Origin of the sequence: Gordonia sp. N1V (genome assembly GCF_029269935.1) — a bacterium.
Classification (GTDB): domain Bacteria; phylum Actinomycetota; class Actinomycetes; order Mycobacteriales; family Mycobacteriaceae; genus Gordonia; species Gordonia polyisoprenivorans.
Map to the genome: position 1 here is coordinate 145,725 of NZ_JARJDD010000011.1, position 17,051 is coordinate 162,775.

Genomic DNA, 17,051 nt, shown 5'->3' on the forward strand with positions numbered 1-17,051 from the left:
CGTGCCTGACGATCGCGCTCTGCCACGTCGAAGATGTGCGAGCGTAGACCCCATGTCCTTCGACACCGCCTACCTGCGGGCTGTCGCCGCGGCGCGCGTGGCTCGTCTGGCCACCGCGCGCGCCGACGGCACACCGCATCTGGTGCCCATCGTCTTCGCGCTCGATGACGAGCGTCTCGTCACCTGCGTCGACCACAAACCCAAACGCTCCCAAGCCCTCAGACGCCTGGCGAACATCGAGGAGAATCCTCGGGTGTCGGTGCTCGTCGATCACTACTCCGACGATTGGGAGGAGCTCTGGTGGGTACGGGTGGACGGCCACGCGGTCGTCGTCGACGCCGCCACCGAGGAGGGCTCGACGGCGATCACCGCGTTGGCGGGGAAGTATCCGCAGTACCGCGAGCACCGCCCACACGGCGCGGTGATCATCGTGACCGGTCTGCGCTGGCATCACTGGTCCGCGCAGACCGGCGCCGTCAGCCCGCGTTGACCTTGGGCATGATTTGTTCGGTCAGTCGCTTCAGATCGTCCATCGTCTTCGAGGTCGGGACATCCCGGAACGGCGGCCACAACAGCGGCATCGTCATGCCGGCGTCCCGGTACCGCTTGAGGATGTCCTCGATCTGCTGGGCGGTTCCGGCCAGCAGATTGGACGCCTTGCCCGCCGGTGTCTGATCGGTCGGCTCGTCGGTGATCACGAACCAGATCATGCTGCACATGTCGAAACCGTCCGGGAAGTCGTGTCCGAGTTCGTTGAGCTCTCGACCGATCTCGCCCTTCCATCTCGCGATGTCCTCCGGCGAATCCTGGATTCCGATCCAGCCCTGCAGTCCGTACTTGGCGATACGGCGCGCCGAACGTTTGGGGTCCTTGAGTCCGGAGAAGTAGATCGGCGGTCCGGGCTTCTGGATCGGCTTGTGCCCGAAGCCCGACAGCGGGAAGTCGGCGAACTCACCGTGGTACTCGAACAGGTCGTTGGACCAGATGCCCTGCATGATCTCGATCGTTTCCCGCACATGCCCGTGCCGGCGCGGAAACAGGTGGGAGACGCTGGCTGCAGCGAATTCCTCAGGCATCCAGCCACTTCCGATGCCCACGTTGAGCCGTCCGTTGGACAGGTGGTCCTGGGTGGCGAGCTCGGCGGCCAACACGCCCGGCGAACGGTACGGGGTATCGATGATGCTCATACCGATCCGCACCTTGCTGGTCTTGGCGGCCAGCCACGGAATCAGCGGCATTCCCTGGAACCACTTGCCGCGTGCGATGACCGGTAACCCGTTGGGTAGATCGGCCATCATCCCGAACGGATACTCCAATTCTTCGCGGTCAGACGCCTCGGGCACGCCGATGCGGTCGAGGGTCCACACCGAATCGAAATCGAGGTCCTCGGCCAGCGCGGTGAGGTCTTCGAGCTCCTTGACGGTCACCTCGTCGCGGAAGTTGGGGAGATAGAGAGCGAGCTTCATCGGTCGGCTCCTGATCATTGGCGGTCGGTGGTCGCAACAGCGGTACACCCGCGACGCTAGTGACGAATGCTCAACCCACCCTCAACGCTGTCTCAACAGATCCTCAACAGGTGGCGGGTCCACCTTCACTGACGTTGCGCCACAGTATCTTCGAGCCATGAATGAGCGGCCTGACGGCTCCACCGAGCCACCACCCGTGCATGAGGCAGGGGTGCTGTGGGCTCCGTCGGCCGAGCGAATCGTACGCTCCGCCCTGCGTGCCTACCTGGACTGGCTGGAGTGCCGCGAGTCGCTGCGGTTCGCCGATCACGACGCCCTCCGGGACTGGTCGGTCGCCGACCTCGACCGATTCTGGACGTCGATCGCCGAGTGCTTCGGTGTCGAGTTCTCGACCGGCCCGACTCGCATTCGCACCGCCGATCCCATGCCGTTCACCCGCTGGTTTCCCGGCGCCACCCTCAACTGGGCTCAGCGGGTGTCGTCCCACGGAGCCGGCGACGACGTCGCGCTCGTGTGCGTACACGATTTCGGCACAGATGGCACTGTCTGCCGCCTGGCGCAGCTCGAGCCCACGGTGCTGATCGCCGTCGATGCATACCACTGGAACGGCCGGGCGGTCGATCGCCGCGACGTGGTGGCCCAGCTGCGCATCGACCTGCCGACGGTGCGACACGTGATCACCGTGCCGTACATGTTCCCCGCGCCCACCGCCGATACCGCGGTGCTCTGGGACGATGTCGTCAACGAGCCGGGCGAGCTCACCTTCGAGCAGGTCGAATTCTCACACCCACTGTGGGTTCTGTTCACCTCCGGCACCACCGGCTCACCGAAGGGACTCGTCCACGGTCACGGAGGCATCACTCTCGAGAGCTCAAATGGTCCGGCCTGTATTGCGGTGTGCGACCCGGCGAGCGCATGTTCACCTACACCTCCACCGGATGGGCGCTGTGGAACATGCAGCTCGGCGCACTCACCCAGGGCGCGGGCATCGTCCTCTACGAAGGCAGTCCGAGCCATCCGGCGGGCGCGGTGTGGCAGGTGGCGGCGCGCACCCGCGCGGACGTGATGCTCCTCGGTGCAGCAGTCGTGACTGCCTCCATGCACGGCGAGGCCGCCGACCGCCACGACCTGAGCCGCCTCCGGCAGGTGATGGTCAGCGGGTCGGCATTGGGCGCGGAGGGATATCGCTGGCTGATGCGCACCATCGGAACCGAGGTACGCATCGACTCGACCAGTGGCGGAACCGATATCGCCGGTTCGGCACCAATCCGAAGTCGCCGCGATCGAAGTCGCCGAAGGTGTCGTCGAGAGTGACCGTCCGCAACCGGCCATCGGGGTCGTAGGACCACCGGTGGTACGGCTCGTCGACCCGATCCTGCCGGCGATCTCCTCACAGCTGAATGCCACACCCTCACAGGTCACCTTGCTGTTCACCAGTTACCTCGTGGTCACCGCCGTCGCCATGCTCATCACCGGGTGGGTATCGAGCGTCATCGGCGCCAAACGCACCCTGATCGTCGGCCTGGTACTGATCATCGCGTTCGCTGCAGCGGCCGGGGCGAGCAACTCCATCTCCCAGATCGTCGGTTTCCGCGCCGGATGGGGACTGGGCAACGCCCTGTTCATCGCCACGTCCCTCGCGGTCATCGTCGGGTCCTCGGCCGGCGGCTTCGCCGGAGCCATCGTCCTCTACGAGACAGCGCTGGGAGTCGGCATCGCCGCCGGTCCACTGGTCGGCGGGCTCCTCGGCACCATCAGTTGGCGTGGGCCGTTCTTCGGCGTCGCCGTGCTGATGCTCATCGCACTCGTCGCCACCATCGTCTTGGTCGAACCCACCCCGAGGCCGGAGAAGACGTCGTCGATCATCGAACCGATTGCGGCGCTGCGCCATCGGAGCCTGGCCACCACCAGCGTCACCGGACTGCTCTACAACTGGGCCTTCTTCACCATCCTCGGCTACGCACCGTTCCTGATGCATCTGTCGGCCATCAAACTCGGGTTCGTGTTCTTCGGCTGGGGCATCTTGGTCGCATTGTTCGCCGTCTTCGGTGCACCAATGCTCAAGTCCCGCAACGGAACGCCCAACACTCTCTACGGAGCACTGCTGACAATGACGGTGATCTCCCTGGTCATCGGCATCTGGTCGGACCACCGATGGGTGGTCATCGGCGCCCTCATCGCCTCGGGAATCGTCGTCGGACTCAACAACGCCCTGGTCACCACCGCGGTCATGAGCATCGCCCCGGTCCCCCGCCCGGTCGCCTCGGCCACCTACGGCTTCGTCCGTTTCATCGGCGGCGGCTTGGCCCCCCCCTTCGCCGCGGGCAAACTCGTCGAGCATTACAACGCGCACGTGCCCTTCGTCCTGGGCGCCGTCACCGCTGCCGTCGCCGCCATCGTCCTGGGCACCGTACACAAAGCGCTTGTCGCCGCCGATCACGACGAGGAACTGCCCGTTTCTCACGAACGCCAGGTCGCCGAAGACGCCGCCCGGCAGGTCCCGGCCGTCGAGGAGAATCCATCCTCGCCGAAAGTGCGCTACTCGCCGATCGGCGGTTCGATCACGAGCCTCGGTGAGCTACGAACTCAGCCGTTCATCGTCGCCGGTTTGCCGCCGGTGACCTGGTCCGGGGTCATGTCCCCGTGCGCTATGGCGTCGCGCACCTTGAACTTCTGGATCTCGCCGGACGGCGGCATGGGGAACTCGTCGGCGAAGAACCACATCGTCGGGACCTTGTGAGCCGAAATACGCTCTCGACATCAGTTTTTCAGATCGTCGGGATCGGGGCACCGGGTTGGGTCGGCGGCTCGCAACACTGCGGCGACCTGTTCACCCCAGAGTCTCAGCGGCTACTTCTGGCTTCAGCACAGCGGGATCGGCGGAACGTCCGTCGGCGTCAACAACAACACCGACTTCCTCCGGTCGGTCACCGAGGGCATCATCACCGCGCGATCGCAGCCGATCCATCGCGGTCGGCGCCAACAGTTGTGGTCGGTGGACATGCGCATCGACGACGGCACGCTCGTGGCCCGGAGTCAGGTCCGGTTACAGAACATCGCGATGCCTGAATCGGTGTGATCGGACGCCGGTGAAGCTGTCACGCAACGCTTTCCGCCGCATAACCATTCGCCGCTGAATGGGCCGCCGGTTCGGCATTGCGTACGAGATCCAGGGCGATGTCGACGATCATGTCCTCTTGGCCACCGACGAGTCCACGCCTGCCCACCTCGATCAGGATCGTGCGGACGTCGATGCCGTAGCGGCCGGCGGCAGTCTCGGCGTGACGGAGGAAGCTCGAGTACGCACCGGCGTAGCCGAGGGTCAGTGTTTCCCGATCCACCCGGACCGGCCGGTCCTGAAGCGGACGCACGATGTCGTCTGCCGCATCCTGGAGTGCGAACAGATCGCACCGGTGCTTCCACCCGTTGAGGTTCGCCACGGCCACGAACGGTTCGATCGGGCAGTTGCCCGCTCCCGCGCCCTGCCCGGCGAGTGACGCGTCCACCCGGGTGACCCCCTCCTCAACCGCAACAACGGAATTCGCAACGGAGAGTGAGAGATTCTCATGCGCGTGGATGCCGATCTGGGTGACCGGGTCCAGCACGTCGCGGTAGGCACGGACACGTTCCCGCACGCCGTCCATCGTGAGCCGGCCACCGGAATCGGTCACGTACACGCAGTGTGCACCATAGGATTCCATCAGCTTCGCCTGCTGTGCCAGTTCGGGAGCCGAGAGCATGTGACTGAGCATCAGGAATCCCGACACATCCATTCCCAGCTCTCTCGCGGTGGCGATGTGTTGCGCGGAGACGTCGGCTTCACTGCAGTGCGACGCCACTCGTACCGATCGGACTCCTAACGCATGAGCCCGCTTGAGATCGTGGATGGTGCCGATACCAGGGAGCAAGAGGGTGGTCAGCACCGCGGTCGAGATGTTTTCGGCCGCAACCTCGATCCACTCGCTATCGGTGTGCGAGCCAGGACCGTAGGTCAGGCTTCCGCCGGCGAGTCCGTCGCCGTGGGCCACCTCGATCGCATCGACGCCGGCCCTGTCGAGTGCGGCCACGATCCGCCCGACGTCGGCGGGACTCATTCGGTGCCGTACTGCATGCATGCCGTCGCGGAGTGTGACGTCCTGAATGTACAGGTCCTGGCCAATCGAATCGTTGTTCACCTGGAACCCTTTCTGTCAGTTCTGTCAGTTCGTGGTCAACGCGTGAGACGACGACGAATGCGATTGCGCGCGTGCAGCGATCGCCTCGCCGGTTCGCAGGGCCGCAGAGGTCATGATGTCAAGGTTGCCCGCGTAGGCCGGAAGGTAATGTGCAGCCCCCTCCACCTCGAGGAACACCGAAACCTTGTATTTCACAGAGCTTTCTGGTTCTGCCATCAGCGTGTGAATCGGCTCGTCAGTGGACACCGGCGTGAACTGAACCTCTTGCTTGAGGCGGTATCCCGGCACATAATCGGCAACATCGGCGGCCATCGCCGCGATCGACTCGCGAATCTGCTCGTGATCGGCATCGCCGATCAACGCCACCACGGTGTCACGCATGAGCGGCGGTGGTGATGCAGGGTTGAGGACGATGATGGCCTTGCCGCGGGCCGCGCCACCGACCGATTCGATGGCCGCAGCAGTTGTCTCGGTGAACTCGTCGATATTGGCCCGCGTCCCCGGTCCCGCGGACGCAGATGCGATCGACGCAACGATCTCGGCATACGGGACCGCGGTGACACGCGAGATCGCATGCACGATGGGGATGGTTGCCTGCCCACCACAGGTCACCATGTTCACATTGTCGACGCCCCGGGCCAGCTGATCATCGAGATTGACCGAGGGAACCACGTACGGTCCGATCGCCGCAGGGGTCAGATCAACGAGCTTCTTGCCGAAGGGCGCGAGCCGCTCGGCGTTTCTCAGGTGCGCGCCGGCAGACGTGGCGTCAAACACGATGTCTATATCGTCGAACGTGTCGAGCGCGATCAGACCTTCCACCCCATGAGCAGTGGTCGGGACCCCTAGACGCTGCGCACGGGCGAGCCCGTCGGAGTCCGGATCGATGCCGACGAGCGCGCCCATCGTCAAGCCCTGCGATTGCCGCAGAACCTTGATCATGAGATCGGTCCCGATGTTGCCGGAACCGATGATCGCCACGGACACCTTGCCCATCACAGATCTCCTCGCGCGAAGGAAACCTCGACGATTCCCAGTCCGGAAATCTCGGCCCGCACAACGCTTCCCGGATGCACCGGCGCCATGGGTCCCAGCGCACCGGACAGGACCACCTGTCCCGCTCGGAGCGGGGACCCATAGTCCGCGGCGGTGCGCGCGAGCCATTGCAGAGCGATCAGGGGATCGCCGAGGCAGTCGGCACCGCTGCCCTCGGAGACCACCTCACCGTCCACCGACATCGTCATCGAGGTGGAGATCGGTTCGAAGTCGGCCAGCGAGACCGGATTGTCACCGAGAACGAACAACCCACTCGACGCATTGTCGGCAACCGTGTCGGTTATGGTGATGTCCCATGCGGCGACTCGGGAGTCGACGATCTCGATGGCGGCCACCGCGTGGCCGACAGCAGCACGAACCGTCTCCAGGTCCGTCGGACCGTCGAGATCGGCGGAAAGCGCGAAGGCCACCTCCGCTTCGACCTTTGGCTGCAAGAGCACTCCCACGGGTACCTCGGAAAGCCCGGAGACGTCCATGTCGGCGAAGAGAACCCCGAAATCGGGTTGGTCCACGCCCAGTTGACGCTGGACGGCCGGCGAGGTCAGCCCAATCTTTCGGCCGACGATCCGAGCGCCGTCACGCTCACAGTCGTCGACGAAGCGCTGTTGCACCTCGTATGCCGCGGCGACGTCCTCGGTGCCGAGCAGATCACGCACCGGAGGGCAGGGCGTCCCGGTGCGCCGTGCCGCAGCCAACCGCTCGGCGGCCGAGACGATGACACGCGGCGTGTCGTTCTGGAGCTTTTCGGTAGCAGTCATCGAATACCTCGCTGTCGGTTCACGAGTGAAGAATGCAGCCGTGGCGACCGATGCCGGCAGAGTTCGGTCCGTTCGCCGGAACGTGTCCACTCCCGGGCACCGCTCGTTCCAGACCCCGGAACACACCGTGGCCGGCAGCGGGCCGCGTCGACGAGTGTCGATGCGCAGACCTGGGTACCAGGCACCGAGCCGAGGAGTGAACATGGTTGATGTCGTAGCCCGCCCGAACATCGCCGAGTCGATGGCCCTTTCCCATGAGGTGGAGAAGTTTCTCTACCGCGAGGCCGAGATGCTCGATTCATGGCGCCTACCGGAGTGGCTGGAACTATTCGGTCCGACCGGCCTCTATCTCATTCCTTCCACCGACAAACTGGACGGCGACCCGGCTCGCGATCTGTTTCTCGTCCAGGATGACCGATTCCTGTTGGAACAGCGCATCAATTCACTCATGCGCCGTTCGGCTCACGCCGAGTATCCGCATTCGCGTACCCGGCGGCTGGTATCCAACGTTCGGGTCGCCGTGCAGACCGAGGCCACCCTGCAGGTCTCTGCCAACTTCGCCGTCTTCCGGATGCGTGGTGGCACGGTGGATGCCTACATAGGCCATTACGATCACATCCTCGAACGCGACGAGGACCACGGCTTCCGCTTCCTCACCCGGCGATCTGTGCTCGACCTCGATGCCCTGCGCCCGCACGGCAAGGTGAGCATCATCCTATGAGCCGGCTGGCCGACAAAGTCGCCGTGATCACCGGCACCAGTCCCAACATCGGCGGGACGCTTGCCGCGGGGCTCGCAACCGAAGGCGCGCGGGTGGTGTGTACCGATCTTTCCGGCGACGTCGCCGAGGCCTGCGCCGCGGGTATCCGAGCCGCCGGCGGCGAAGCCATCGCGGTCACCGGTGACGTCACCGACCCCGATCACGCGAACGAGGCCATTCCCGGGCACTCTCGCAGTGGGGACGTGTCGACATCCTGGTCAACAATGCGGTCTTTTTCCGGCAGCAGGGACTACTCTCGATGCCCTACGACGTCTATCGCGCGCAACTCGACGTCATTCTCGGCGGCGCCTTTCTGTTCACTCTTGCGGCTGCGACGGCAATGATCGAGCGCGGTGAGGGCGGCAGTGTGATCAACGTGCTCTCGACTGAGACATTTCAGGGGCAGCCCGGAAACATCGGATACTCCACCGTCAAGAGCGGGCTGCTCAACTTCACGCGCTCGGTGGCGATGGAGTTGGCCGAATTCAATATCCGGGTCAATGGTTTCGCTCCCACCGCCACCGCACCAACCAACCCGGCAGCCATCGCGCAGATGGAAGAGCTCGTCACCCGACCCCAGGAGTACCAGATGGACTTCTCTGCCCAGATACCGATGTCGCGTCTGCCCGCCCCGCAGGACTATGTCGGTGCCGTGGTCTTCCTCGCTTCTGACGAGGCGTCGATGGTAACCGGAACCAGCATCACCGTGGACGGGGGGTGCAGGCGCGAAGTACTGGCCATCGATTCCCCACCGCGCATAGCAATGACGACCCCACCCCCAAGCCACACCCAATGGATACGGAGGGCCCGATGACCACTGTAATGATTGCACCGACGTCGGCGGTGATCACTCTCGACGCCGTGGAGACAGCGATTCGCGCGAGATAACTTTGGGCGGCTCCCCGGACGGGATCGTGATTCTCGCGGTCGAGCCCGGGTTGCTCGACGTCCTCGGCGTCGAGATCATGAATCGGCTCGCCGAAGACGGCTACGAGTCCCTCGCTGCGGGCTGTGACACGGGCCGGCTCGATGGACTCCTCGATCGCGCCGGATCTCGCGGTTGGATGCCGGAGCAGGTGGGCATCTTGGGCCTGGGCCGCAGCGGTCAGCTTGTTCTCGAGGCCGCAACTCGCCTGGAATTCGGTGCAGCTGTGAGTATTTCAGCGACACACAAACCAGAAGGATCAACAGGGCGATTGACCGACCATGTTCGTGGCTCGCTGTCGACGCCGTGGCTGGGCCTTTTCGGCTCAGCCGATCCTGGCGCGGATCACCATGCGATCACCGAGTTGACCCGTACCCTTGACGCGAATTCCCTTGTCCACAGCGAAATCGTGCGATACCCCGGTGTCGGTCGAGAGTTCTATCGCCATGCCGATCAGGACGGACTCAGCTACGGCGCGTGGTACGACTCATGGCAACGGACCATTGAGTGGTTCGGCGCACGCGTCGCTCCCCGGCCCACCCCGCTCGCGCTGAAGTGGCGCGAGCGGGGTGCAAACCGCGACTGACCGCGACGTGGGTCGGCACCGTCGGAAAACGCAGCCGAGCAGAACGCCGTCGGACCCTCGCGACCGGCTGCGTTCTGCGCTATCGGTTCACGTCACCGAGCAGACACCGCAGGTGGCGGCGCCTCCGAGTGGCGACGCTGGGCCGTGAACACCTCGCCGAGTTCGTCCTGCTCCTCAGGCGGCAGCACCTCTACGGTGACCAACTCGTTCCACCGACGCCACCACGTGCGCATCTGCAACTCGTCGGTGCTCGAGGCTGCCGACTTGTTCGTTCCTCGGGAGATGTCTGACCAGCCCAACTCCCGACGTCCGCCGCAGCCCACCTGGCAGCTCTCCAACACCTCGACATCGTCGGGCGACGCGAGACCGCCCGGCACACAGAACGTGAGGAAGTTGTCGAGCCGCTGCTTACGCAGTTCGCTCCCCTCCTCCGGCGGCGCGAGCTCCCAGGCGGTCACCTCCATGTAGTCGGCTGCCAGCGGATCGATCTTGCGAATCAGAACACCCATGACGAGATCGATGACGACGAGATTGGGAAAGATCACCAGGTTGCGATTTCCCTGCATCCGGTTCACCCAACCGTCGCCGTACAACTCCCGGAAGTGGGCGAATCTCGCGTCGCGCTCCGAAGCGCCCTCGGTTGACAGCGGACGTCCGAACAAGCCCTCGGTCGCCGGAGCGCCAGCGATCACCGCATGCCCGTTGCCGAGATCGATCGCGCGGGATTCCGCGAGCGCAGCCGGGTCGAGCGCACCACGCGCCGCCAACACCATCTCGAAATATCTCTGGTGGGTCGAGACGGCGTGATAACCGTCGAAACTGTTTTCCACCAACAGCTTCCAGTTGGCCTTTACCGAGTACTCGTGGGTGCCCTCGAGAACCTCCATACCCGACTCCGATTGGTCGCACACGAGATCGAGGTACTCGGCTGCGCCGGCGAGATAGGTGCGCAAATCGATGATGTCCGGGTCGAAGCTGACGAACACGAACCCCCGGTAACTGTCGACCCTGGCAGGTGCGGCAAGATCGGGACGAGCGAAATCGGCACCGTAGGCAGCGTCGTCGGGCATCGAGACCATGTCGCCGGAGGTACTGAAGTTCCATCCGTGATAGAAGCATGTCATGAAACGTGCGTCGGCCCTGACCACGCCGGCAGTGAACTGGCGATCACCGAGGAGCAGGTCCGTGCGATCACCGCACCGACGCTTCTGGTGCATGGCCGTGAGGACCGGGTGGTCCCGGTGGACGTGGCGTGGAACATGGTCCGTCTCCTCCCGGACGGCGATCTCCATGTGTTCTCCCGTTGCGGCCACTGGACGCAGATCGAGCGGTCGGCCGAATTCAACTCCTTGGTCAAGGATTTCCTCCGTATCACCGCGTAACGCGCACCGACAAACCCAGCTGGTGATGATGTGCATGCGCCGAATTCCTCTCGGCGCATGCACATCACGGACGCGCGCGGCGCCGACGCCGATCAGTCCCCAATTGAGTCACGCAGAACGAATTTTTGAATCTTGCCAGTTGCCGTCATCGGCAAAGCGTCGACAACCACAAGGCGCTCGGGCAGTTTCTGCACCGCGATCTTGCGCTCGTCACGTAGATACCGGCTGACCTCTTCGAGTTCGATGGACACACCCTCCGCCGTCACGACGAACGCACACGCCCGCTCGCCGAGCCGTTCGTCGGGGTAGCCGACGAGGGCCGCCGCGGTGATGTTCGGATGCGCGATCAGATGGTCTTCGATCTCGCGGGCAGAGATGTTGGTGCCGCCCCGGATGATCAGATCTTTGATTCGTCCGGTGACTCGCAGATAGCCGTCGGAGTCCATCCGCCCGAGATCACCCGAGCGCTTCAGCCCGGACGAATCGATATCCCGGGCAGTGAGTTCGGGATTGTTCCAGTAACTCAACATCAGTCCGGGACCACCGTGGCAGATCTCTCCCTCGGCGCCGGCGGGCGCCGGACGACCGTCGGTGTCACGCAATTCCAACCACACCCCGGGCGAGGCCTTTCCGTCGGACCCCACGATCTTCTCGATCGGATCCGTGGGGCTGCACGCTGTGATGATGAAGCCTTCGCTGCACCCGTAGAGCGGCAACAGCGATGTGGTCGGCATCTTCTGCTGCCACTCGCGTAGCAGCGACTCGGGGATCGGTGCGCCCGCACAGATCCACGTCCGCAACGAGGAAGCGTCGATATCGTGAGTTGCCAACGCGTCAAGCGTCATTCGCACAAATGGTGTCGCGGTCATACTCATTGTGCAGCCGAATCTCTCGATGCGCCGCAATCCGTCGACCGGCTCCCACGCGGGCATCAGGTGGGCGGCGGCGCCGAGCACGATCGGACCGCACACTCCGGTCATCAGGCCCGTGGCATGCGTGATCGGCGACGGCTGGAACATGACCTCGCCAGGCGCCATCGCCATGATGTCGCGGCACAGGTTGTACAGGCTGAACGAGATCGTGTTGAACGTGTGCTGGCAGCCTTTGGGCCGCGATTCGGTACCCGAGGTGTAGATGATCGCGTGGTTGTCATCTCCGGAGGGCACCGGCCCGAGTTCGTCGTCATCAGGCGTCGGACCGTCACCGATGAGGTCCTCCCAGCGTGTACCGGTGAACGATTCGTCGGCGCGCACGGCGACCACCGTGTCCAGCCCGGCGCAATGATCTGCGATGTCGGCGTGCATCGCGGCATAGTCGAATCCCCGGAACGTGTGTGCCACGAACGCCATTCGTGCGTTCGAGTGATTGATGATGTACTCGACCTCGTCGTGGCGATAGATCGGCATCGTCGGCACGAGCACCGCGCCGATCCGCGTGATCCCGACATAGGCGATCGCGAACTCGACCCAGTTGGGTAGCTGTACCTGGATGCGGTCACCGGCCCGTATGCCCCGCCGCCTCAGTTCGGCGCCCAGCCGGTAACCCTGGTGACGCAGTTGCGCCCACGTGACCTCGGCGTCCCCGTCCGAGAACGCGACGACGTCCGGCTGTGTGGACGCCCAGTGATCAACCCACTGGGCCAGGCTCTCGTCGCGCCAGTCACCACTCGCGCGGAAGGTCGCGAGTTGGTCAGTGCTGTAACAATTCTCCGGCCGGATACTTGCCGGGTTCTCGGTGATGGCCATACTGGGCTCCTCGCATCATGTTGATAAATCTCCACCGGCGACCTGAGTGCCGGCTCGGTACCGGGTTCCTGCTACTGCCGGGAGGTTAACCTCGGCTCCGCCCGGAAAGTCCGTCTTCACCACGAACCCCTCCAAAGTCCCCCGTGACCCACCCGCTCGGGTGACCGGTGAACTCACGCGGCCGATATGCCGCCGTTGACGCTGATCGCCTGACCTGTGAGCTTCGCTGCCGCCGGGGTGATCAGAAAGCCGGCCAGTGCCCCGATGTCGTCAGCTGTGGCCACGCCCAGGTGCGCTTGTTGCGCGGCCCGCGCGAACAATTTGCCACTGAAGCCGCCCTCGGTGATTCGCTCGGTGGAGGCGGTCCCGCTGACCAAGGACGGTGTGAGCACATTGGCCCGAATACCGTGCCTCTTCTCCTCGATTGCGAGCACCCGGGTGAACATCACCAGTGCGGCCTTGGCAGCGCCAATCACCGATTCGCCGGGGGTGGCAGTCTTCGCGGCGTCGGAGGCAACGTTGACGATGACTCCCCCTCGCTGTTCTCGCATGCCCGGCAAGGCGGCTGCCGCCATGAACATCGCCGGTAGCGCCAGATCATTGAGTATTGCCGGAATCGTCGACGCAGGTATGTCCTTGAACAGCTCGGGGCGTGTGTCGGCAGCTGTGGTGCACATCACGATATCCAAGCCGCCCAGCACTTCTCGTGCACGAGCCACGATGTCATCGGCGGCGTCTGCTGATCGCGCATCGCCCGGCAGGAAGTACGCCTCGACACCGCGCTCGGCAAGCTGCGCGCGTGCCTCCGCGCCGCGCCGCGCCGTTCGTCCCACGACAGCGATCCGCCGCACGCCGACCTCTGCCATCGCGAACGCGCTGTGCAAGCCGATTCCGGCAGTGCCGCCCACGATCAGCGCGGCGCTGTCCTTGGTCTCCTTCACCACGATGTTCTCGCTCACAGCGACACCGTCCCTCTGCGGAACACATCGCCGGCGATGATCCGCTTCTGGATCTCGGCGGTGCCGTCCGCGATCAGGTAGGCCGTGACGTCTCGATAGCGTTGTTGGAGTGGAAATTCCGCAGCATATCCCAGGTTTCCGTGGATACGCATGGCGGCTTCGATCGCGTTCTTGGCAACCTGCGGTGGCCACCACTTACCCATCGACGCCAGTGCGGTGTGGGGCTGCCCCGTGGCACGTAACCACAGCGCCCTGTAGCAAATCCACCGTGCCGCCTCGAGCATCGTCGTGTGTTCGGCGATGAGAAACGAGACACCCTGGTACTCGGTGAGCGGTTTGCCGAAGGTCTGGCGATCCTTGGCATACTGGACAGCCTCGTTGAGGCTTTGCTGTGCGGCGCCGAGACACAGCAGACCGAGGGCTGCACGGCTGAAGTCGAAGTGGTTCATCACCGTGTGGAATCCGCGGCCCTCCTCGCCCACGAGATGATCTTCGGGTATGAAGACGTCGTCGAAATGAATCGATCCCCAACCCAACGGGAGACAACCCATTCCGAGCATGTGGTGAGCCGAGACGCCTTCGCTGTCCATCGGAACCACAAAGCAGCTGATGCCCTGTGATCGGGTCGTTCCGGGAGTGCGCGCATAGACGAGAGTCGCGGTGGCATTCATCGCCCAACTGATCGCGGTCTTCTCGCCGGATAGTCGCCAGCCGCCGTCGACCTTGGTCGCGCTGGTGCGCAGCGCACTTGCATCGGAGCCCGAGCCGGGCTCGGTGAGCGCAATCGCGACGGTCTCCTCACCTCGGATCAACGGCGGCAGGTACCGCTCTTGCACTGCCCGATCGCAATGCAGGAACTGCGAACCGACCAAGCCGATCTGCACGGGCGCCGACGCGATGTTCACGTCGCCCGCCGCGAGCACTTCGGTGGCAAGACCCAGCAATACCGGATCCTCCTCGCCGGTGCCCCCGAACTCCTCGGGCAACCCGATGCCGAGGACACCGAGATCGCCGAGCTGTTTGAACGCTTCGAAGGGGAACTCCATGGACGCGCTGCGGTCGCGATAGTGCGGCAACAGTTCGCGTGCAGCGAATGTCTTGAGTGTGTCCGCGAAAGCGGCGTGCTCACTGGAAAAGTCGAACGAGACCATCAGGCTGCTCTACATCCTCATCCGTGCGCCGAGTCGACGGCGCGATGTACTAGGTCGTCCTACTATAGGTCGACCTATCATTTAGGATCAATGGTATGACCAAATAACTCGCCGACTCGAACGCCCACAATGCACCCACACGGAACGCTCGGCACGCCGGGACCGATCGGGAGGTCGACGGCGTCAGTTGACAGAGTCGATCCACGAATCCGACTGCAGTCCTGCGGCGAAATCCCCGGCCGCCTGACGATAGTCGGCGAGGATGCGATTGAGTCGGCACACGTCGGCCCGCTCGATGTGCGGACGTGCGAAGACATCGGCGTTGAGTTCGAGGGTCGCTTCGCGGGACACCTTGCGGCCCGCTGCGGTCACCTCCACCAGGGTCGCCCGGCGGTCGGTCGGGTGCGGCCGGCGCGCCACCAGTGCTGCCCCTTCGAGCCGGTCGACCACGTTGGTCACACTCGTCGGATGTACCTGCGCCGCGAACTGATCTTGGCCATGGGCAACGAGCCGTCACGGGTAAAAGTCAGCAACGCCAGCAGTTCATAGCGCGCGAACGTAAGACGATGCCGCTTCAACACCGCGTCGACCTGCGCGAGCATGATCTGCTGCGCCCGCATGACCGACGTGAACGCTGCCATCGTGTCGGCCACCTCGGCCCAACCCTGGCGCCGCCATTGCCGATGCGCTTCGGCAATCGGGTCGTACGGAAGCGGATCGGATGCAGGCATGAGAACGAGTTTGACACACGGCACGTACCCGCACGTCGAACCACCTACCATTTGGTACGACCGAAAGCGAGCGACTCCGATCGCGGCGAACTCACGAGGATGGCTGCACATGTCCACCAACCACACCCCGACTCGCTCCTCCAGTCAGTCCGGTGACGCGCTGGAGGGGGTGGTGGTCCTCGATCTCGGACAGGTATACGCGGGCCCCTACTGCACCCATCTGCTTCGGTCATTGGGCGCGACGGTGATCAAGATCGAGCCCTTCGGTGGCGAGCCCATTCGTTGGCGTTCGACCGGTGAGTCCTCCGGGCAGGCATTCCTGATGCTCAATGCCGGCAAGTTGGGCGCACGCATCGATCTCAAGTCCGGGCGCGGACGCGAACTCTTCTGCGACCTCGTCCGACACGCCGATGTGGTGGTGGAGAACTTCGCTCCCGGCGTCATGGAACGGCTTCAGTTGGGGTTCGAGGTTCTCCATGACATCAATCCGGCGCTCGTTCTCGCGTCGGGACGAGCGTACGGCGAACATCCCGCGACCAGTGGCCTGCGCGGGATGGACGTCACGGTGCAGGCGATGTCGGGCATGGTGTCGGCCACCGGTTTTCCCGATGGCGCGCCGGTCAAATCGGGCGGAGCGGTGGTCGACTTCGCCGCCGGGAGTCACCTCACCTCGGCGGTGCTCGCGGCTCTGTTCCAGCGGGAACGAACAGGCATCGGCCAGCACGTCGAGGTGGCGATGCAGGATGCCATCTTGCCCACACTGACCTCCAACATCGCGGGTCTACTGGAGTCCGAGGGAGACTTTCCCGAACGCACCGGGAACCGCCACGGCGGACTCGCCGTGTGCCCCTACAACATCTATCCGGCCTCCGACGGCTGGATCGCGATCTTGTGTCTTCGTCCGAAACACTGGATCGACCTGTGCCGGTTGATGGCTCGCCCGGACCTGGCAGGCGATTCCGTGCTGGCCACACCCGCCGGGCGCGTGGACCGAATGGACGACGTCGACGCGGCGGTCACCGCGTGGACCGCGGCGAGGACCACAGACGAGGTATTTTCGTCATTGCAGCAGGCCGACGTTCCCGCTGCACCGGTGCGCTCGCTGCCCGAGGTGATCAACGATCCCGCCCTCCGGGACAGGGGAATGCTCGGCGAGATCGGTTCCGGCGACCGGAAATGCACGATCCTCGGTAGCCCGATACAGATGGGCACGCCGACTCCGGCGCCACGCGGTCCGGCACCGCTGGTCGGTGAGGACACCGACGAGGTGCTCCGGACATTCCTCCATCTGGCCGATGAGGAGATCGAAGCCCTCCATGCCGACAATGTGATCTGACGCGTACCGCATGCTCGGCAC

15 protein-coding genes and 4 pseudogenes are annotated in these 17,051 nt (G+C 64.4%); 10 read left to right on the forward strand and 9 right to left on the reverse strand.

Annotated features, from left to right (window positions below; genetic code table 11):
• The first annotated feature begins 52 nt into the window (after window positions 1-52).
• Entirely contained in the window at window positions 53-490 is a 438-nt protein-coding gene (locus tag P3L18_RS15920) for a TIGR03668 family PPOX class F420-dependent oxidoreductase (RefSeq protein WP_276114604.1), read from the forward strand.
• Here the strand turns inward: P3L18_RS15920 and P3L18_RS15925 are convergent.
• Window positions 477-1,466: an LLM class flavin-dependent oxidoreductase gene (locus tag P3L18_RS15925; RefSeq protein WP_276114605.1), complete on the reverse strand. Its 990-nt coding sequence runs from the start codon at window positions 1,464-1,466 to the stop codon at window positions 477-479. The genes P3L18_RS15920 and P3L18_RS15925 overlap by 14 nt on opposite strands.
• Before the next feature lie 157 nt (window positions 1,467-1,623).
• Between P3L18_RS15925 and P3L18_RS15930 the strand changes: the two are divergent.
• From P3L18_RS15930 to P3L18_RS15940, 4 genes and pseudogenes are all read left to right on the forward strand, one after another.
• Window positions 1,624-2,268 (forward strand): annotated as a pseudogene (locus tag P3L18_RS15930) (acetyl-coenzyme A synthetase N-terminal domain-containing protein); the annotation flags it as partial.
• A 152-nt stretch (window positions 2,269-2,420) separates the two neighbouring features.
• A pseudogene (locus P3L18_RS28440) lies at window positions 2,421-2,627 on the forward strand (acetoacetate--CoA ligase); the annotation flags it as partial.
• A gap of 190 nt (window positions 2,628-2,817) precedes the next feature.
• A complete protein-coding gene (locus tag P3L18_RS15935; protein ID WP_276114607.1) occupies window positions 2,818-4,206 on the forward strand; it encodes an MFS transporter in 1,389 nt (462 codons plus the stop codon).
• A 6-nt stretch (window positions 4,207-4,212) separates the two neighbouring features.
• Window positions 4,213-4,545 (forward strand): PaaI family thioesterase, encoded by a 333-nt coding sequence (locus P3L18_RS15940; RefSeq protein WP_346348434.1) that lies wholly within the window; start codon window positions 4,213-4,215, stop codon window positions 4,543-4,545.
• A 19-nt stretch (window positions 4,546-4,564) separates the two neighbouring features.
• Here P3L18_RS15940 and dmpG read toward each other — a convergent pair whose 3' ends face one another.
• Genes dmpG through P3L18_RS15955 form a run of 3 tightly spaced genes read right to left on the reverse strand, consistent with a single transcriptional unit; the run spans window position 4,565 to window position 7,455 of the window.
• Window positions 4,565-5,626 carry a 4-hydroxy-2-oxovalerate aldolase gene (dmpG, locus tag P3L18_RS15945; RefSeq protein ID WP_276114655.1) on the reverse strand — a complete coding sequence of 354 codons (1,062 nt, stop codon included), beginning with the start codon at window positions 5,624-5,626 and terminating at the stop codon, window positions 4,565-4,567.
• Between the two features lie 39 nt (window positions 5,627-5,665).
• Window positions 5,666-6,637 carry an acetaldehyde dehydrogenase (acetylating) gene (locus P3L18_RS15950; protein ID WP_276114608.1) on the reverse strand — a complete coding sequence of 324 codons (972 nt, stop codon included), beginning with the start codon at window positions 6,635-6,637 and terminating at the stop codon, window positions 5,666-5,668.
• Window positions 6,637-7,455, reverse strand: a complete 819-nt coding sequence (locus P3L18_RS15955; protein ID WP_276114609.1) for a fumarylacetoacetate hydrolase family protein — start codon at window positions 7,453-7,455, stop codon at window positions 6,637-6,639. Before P3L18_RS15955 ends, P3L18_RS15950 begins: the two co-directional genes overlap by 1 nt.
• Window positions 7,456-7,657: 202 nt before the next feature.
• Between P3L18_RS15955 and P3L18_RS15960 the strand changes: the two genes are divergently transcribed.
• The 3 genes and pseudogenes from P3L18_RS15960 (at window position 7,658) to P3L18_RS15970 (ending at window position 9,726) form a co-directional block, all read left to right on the forward strand.
• Window positions 7,658-8,176 carry an aromatic-ring-hydroxylating dioxygenase subunit beta gene (locus P3L18_RS15960; protein ID WP_276114610.1) on the forward strand — a complete coding sequence of 173 codons (519 nt, stop codon included), beginning with the start codon at window positions 7,658-7,660 and terminating at the stop codon, window positions 8,174-8,176.
• A pseudogene (locus P3L18_RS15965) lies at window positions 8,173-9,029 on the forward strand (SDR family oxidoreductase). The gene P3L18_RS15960 and the pseudogene P3L18_RS15965 overlap by 4 nt, the downstream one beginning before the upstream one ends.
• Window positions 9,030-9,153: 124 nt before the next feature.
• Entirely contained in the window at window positions 9,154-9,726 is a 573-nt protein-coding gene (locus tag P3L18_RS15970) for a dienelactone hydrolase family protein (protein WP_276114611.1), read from the forward strand.
• Between the two features lie 92 nt (window positions 9,727-9,818).
• Here P3L18_RS15970 and P3L18_RS15975 read toward each other — a convergent pair whose 3' ends face one another.
• The gene (locus P3L18_RS15975; protein WP_276114612.1) at window positions 9,819-11,018 is read right to left on the reverse strand and encodes an SRPBCC family protein; all 1,200 of its coding nucleotides are present in this window, start codon (window positions 11,016-11,018) and stop codon (window positions 9,819-9,821) included.
• On the opposite strand from P3L18_RS15975, the gene P3L18_RS15980 reads away from it, so the two are divergent.
• The gene (locus P3L18_RS15980) at window positions 10,968-11,108 is read left to right on the forward strand and encodes a hypothetical protein (RefSeq protein WP_346348433.1); all 141 of its coding nucleotides are present in this window, start codon (window positions 10,968-10,970) and stop codon (window positions 11,106-11,108) included. The two genes, P3L18_RS15975 and P3L18_RS15980, sit on opposite strands and share 51 nt — an antisense overlap.
• A gap of 92 nt (window positions 11,109-11,200) precedes the next feature.
• Here P3L18_RS15980 and P3L18_RS15985 read toward each other — a convergent pair whose 3' ends face one another.
• The 4 genes and pseudogenes from P3L18_RS15985 to P3L18_RS16000 all read right to left on the reverse strand — a co-directional run bounded on the left by P3L18_RS15985 (window position 11,201) and on the right by P3L18_RS16000 (window position 15,694).
• Window positions 11,201-12,853 carry an AMP-binding protein gene (locus P3L18_RS15985; protein ID WP_276114614.1) on the reverse strand — a complete coding sequence of 551 codons (1,653 nt, stop codon included), beginning with the start codon at window positions 12,851-12,853 and terminating at the stop codon, window positions 11,201-11,203.
• Window positions 12,854-13,026: 173 nt separating this feature from the next.
• The gene (locus tag P3L18_RS15990; protein WP_276114615.1) at window positions 13,027-13,812 is read right to left on the reverse strand and encodes an SDR family oxidoreductase; all 786 of its coding nucleotides are present in this window, start codon (window positions 13,810-13,812) and stop codon (window positions 13,027-13,029) included.
• Window positions 13,809-14,963 (reverse strand): acyl-CoA dehydrogenase, encoded by a 1,155-nt coding sequence (locus tag P3L18_RS15995; RefSeq protein ID WP_276114616.1) that lies wholly within the window; start codon window positions 14,961-14,963, stop codon window positions 13,809-13,811. Before P3L18_RS15995 ends, P3L18_RS15990 begins: the two co-directional genes overlap by 4 nt.
• 183 nt (window positions 14,964-15,146) lie before the next feature.
• Window positions 15,147-15,694: pseudogene (locus P3L18_RS16000) on the reverse strand (MarR family transcriptional regulator).
• A gap of 109 nt (window positions 15,695-15,803) precedes the next feature.
• Between P3L18_RS16000 and P3L18_RS16005 the strand changes: the two are divergent.
• Complete coding sequence (locus P3L18_RS16005) at window positions 15,804-17,030, forward strand: CoA transferase (protein ID WP_276114617.1); 1,227 nt, start codon at window positions 15,804-15,806, stop codon at window positions 17,028-17,030.
• The last annotated feature ends 21 nt before the right edge of the window (window positions 17,031-17,051 follow it).

Bases quoted from the DNA above. Each gene is read 5' to 3' on its own strand.
- P3L18_RS15920 (WP_276114604.1), top strand. From the start codon at position 53: ATGTCCTTCGACACCGCCTACCTGCGGGCTGTCGCCGCGGCGCGCGTG.
- P3L18_RS15925 (WP_276114605.1), bottom strand. From the start codon at position 1,466: ATGAAGCTCGCTCTCTATCTCCCCAACTTCCGCGACGAGGTGACCGTC.
- P3L18_RS15950 (WP_276114608.1), bottom strand. From the start codon at position 6,637: ATGGGCAAGGTGTCCGTGGCGATCATCGGTTCCGGCAACATCGGGACC.
- P3L18_RS15955 (WP_276114609.1), bottom strand. From the start codon at position 7,455: ATGACTGCTACCGAAAAGCTCCAGAACGACACGCCGCGTGTCATCGTC.
- P3L18_RS15960 (WP_276114610.1), top strand. From the start codon at position 7,658: ATGGTTGATGTCGTAGCCCGCCCGAACATCGCCGAGTCGATGGCCCTT.
- P3L18_RS15975 (WP_276114612.1), bottom strand. From the start codon at position 11,018: ATGGAGATCGCCGTCCGGGAGGAGACGGACCATGTTCCACGCCACGTC.
- P3L18_RS15985 (WP_276114614.1), bottom strand. From the start codon at position 12,853: ATGGCCATCACCGAGAACCCGGCAAGTATCCGGCCGGAGAATTGTTAC.
- P3L18_RS15995 (WP_276114616.1), bottom strand. From the start codon at position 14,963: ATGGTCTCGTTCGACTTTTCCAGTGAGCACGCCGCTTTCGCGGACACA.
- P3L18_RS16005 (WP_276114617.1), top strand. From the start codon at position 15,804: ATGTCCACCAACCACACCCCGACTCGCTCCTCCAGTCAGTCCGGTGAC.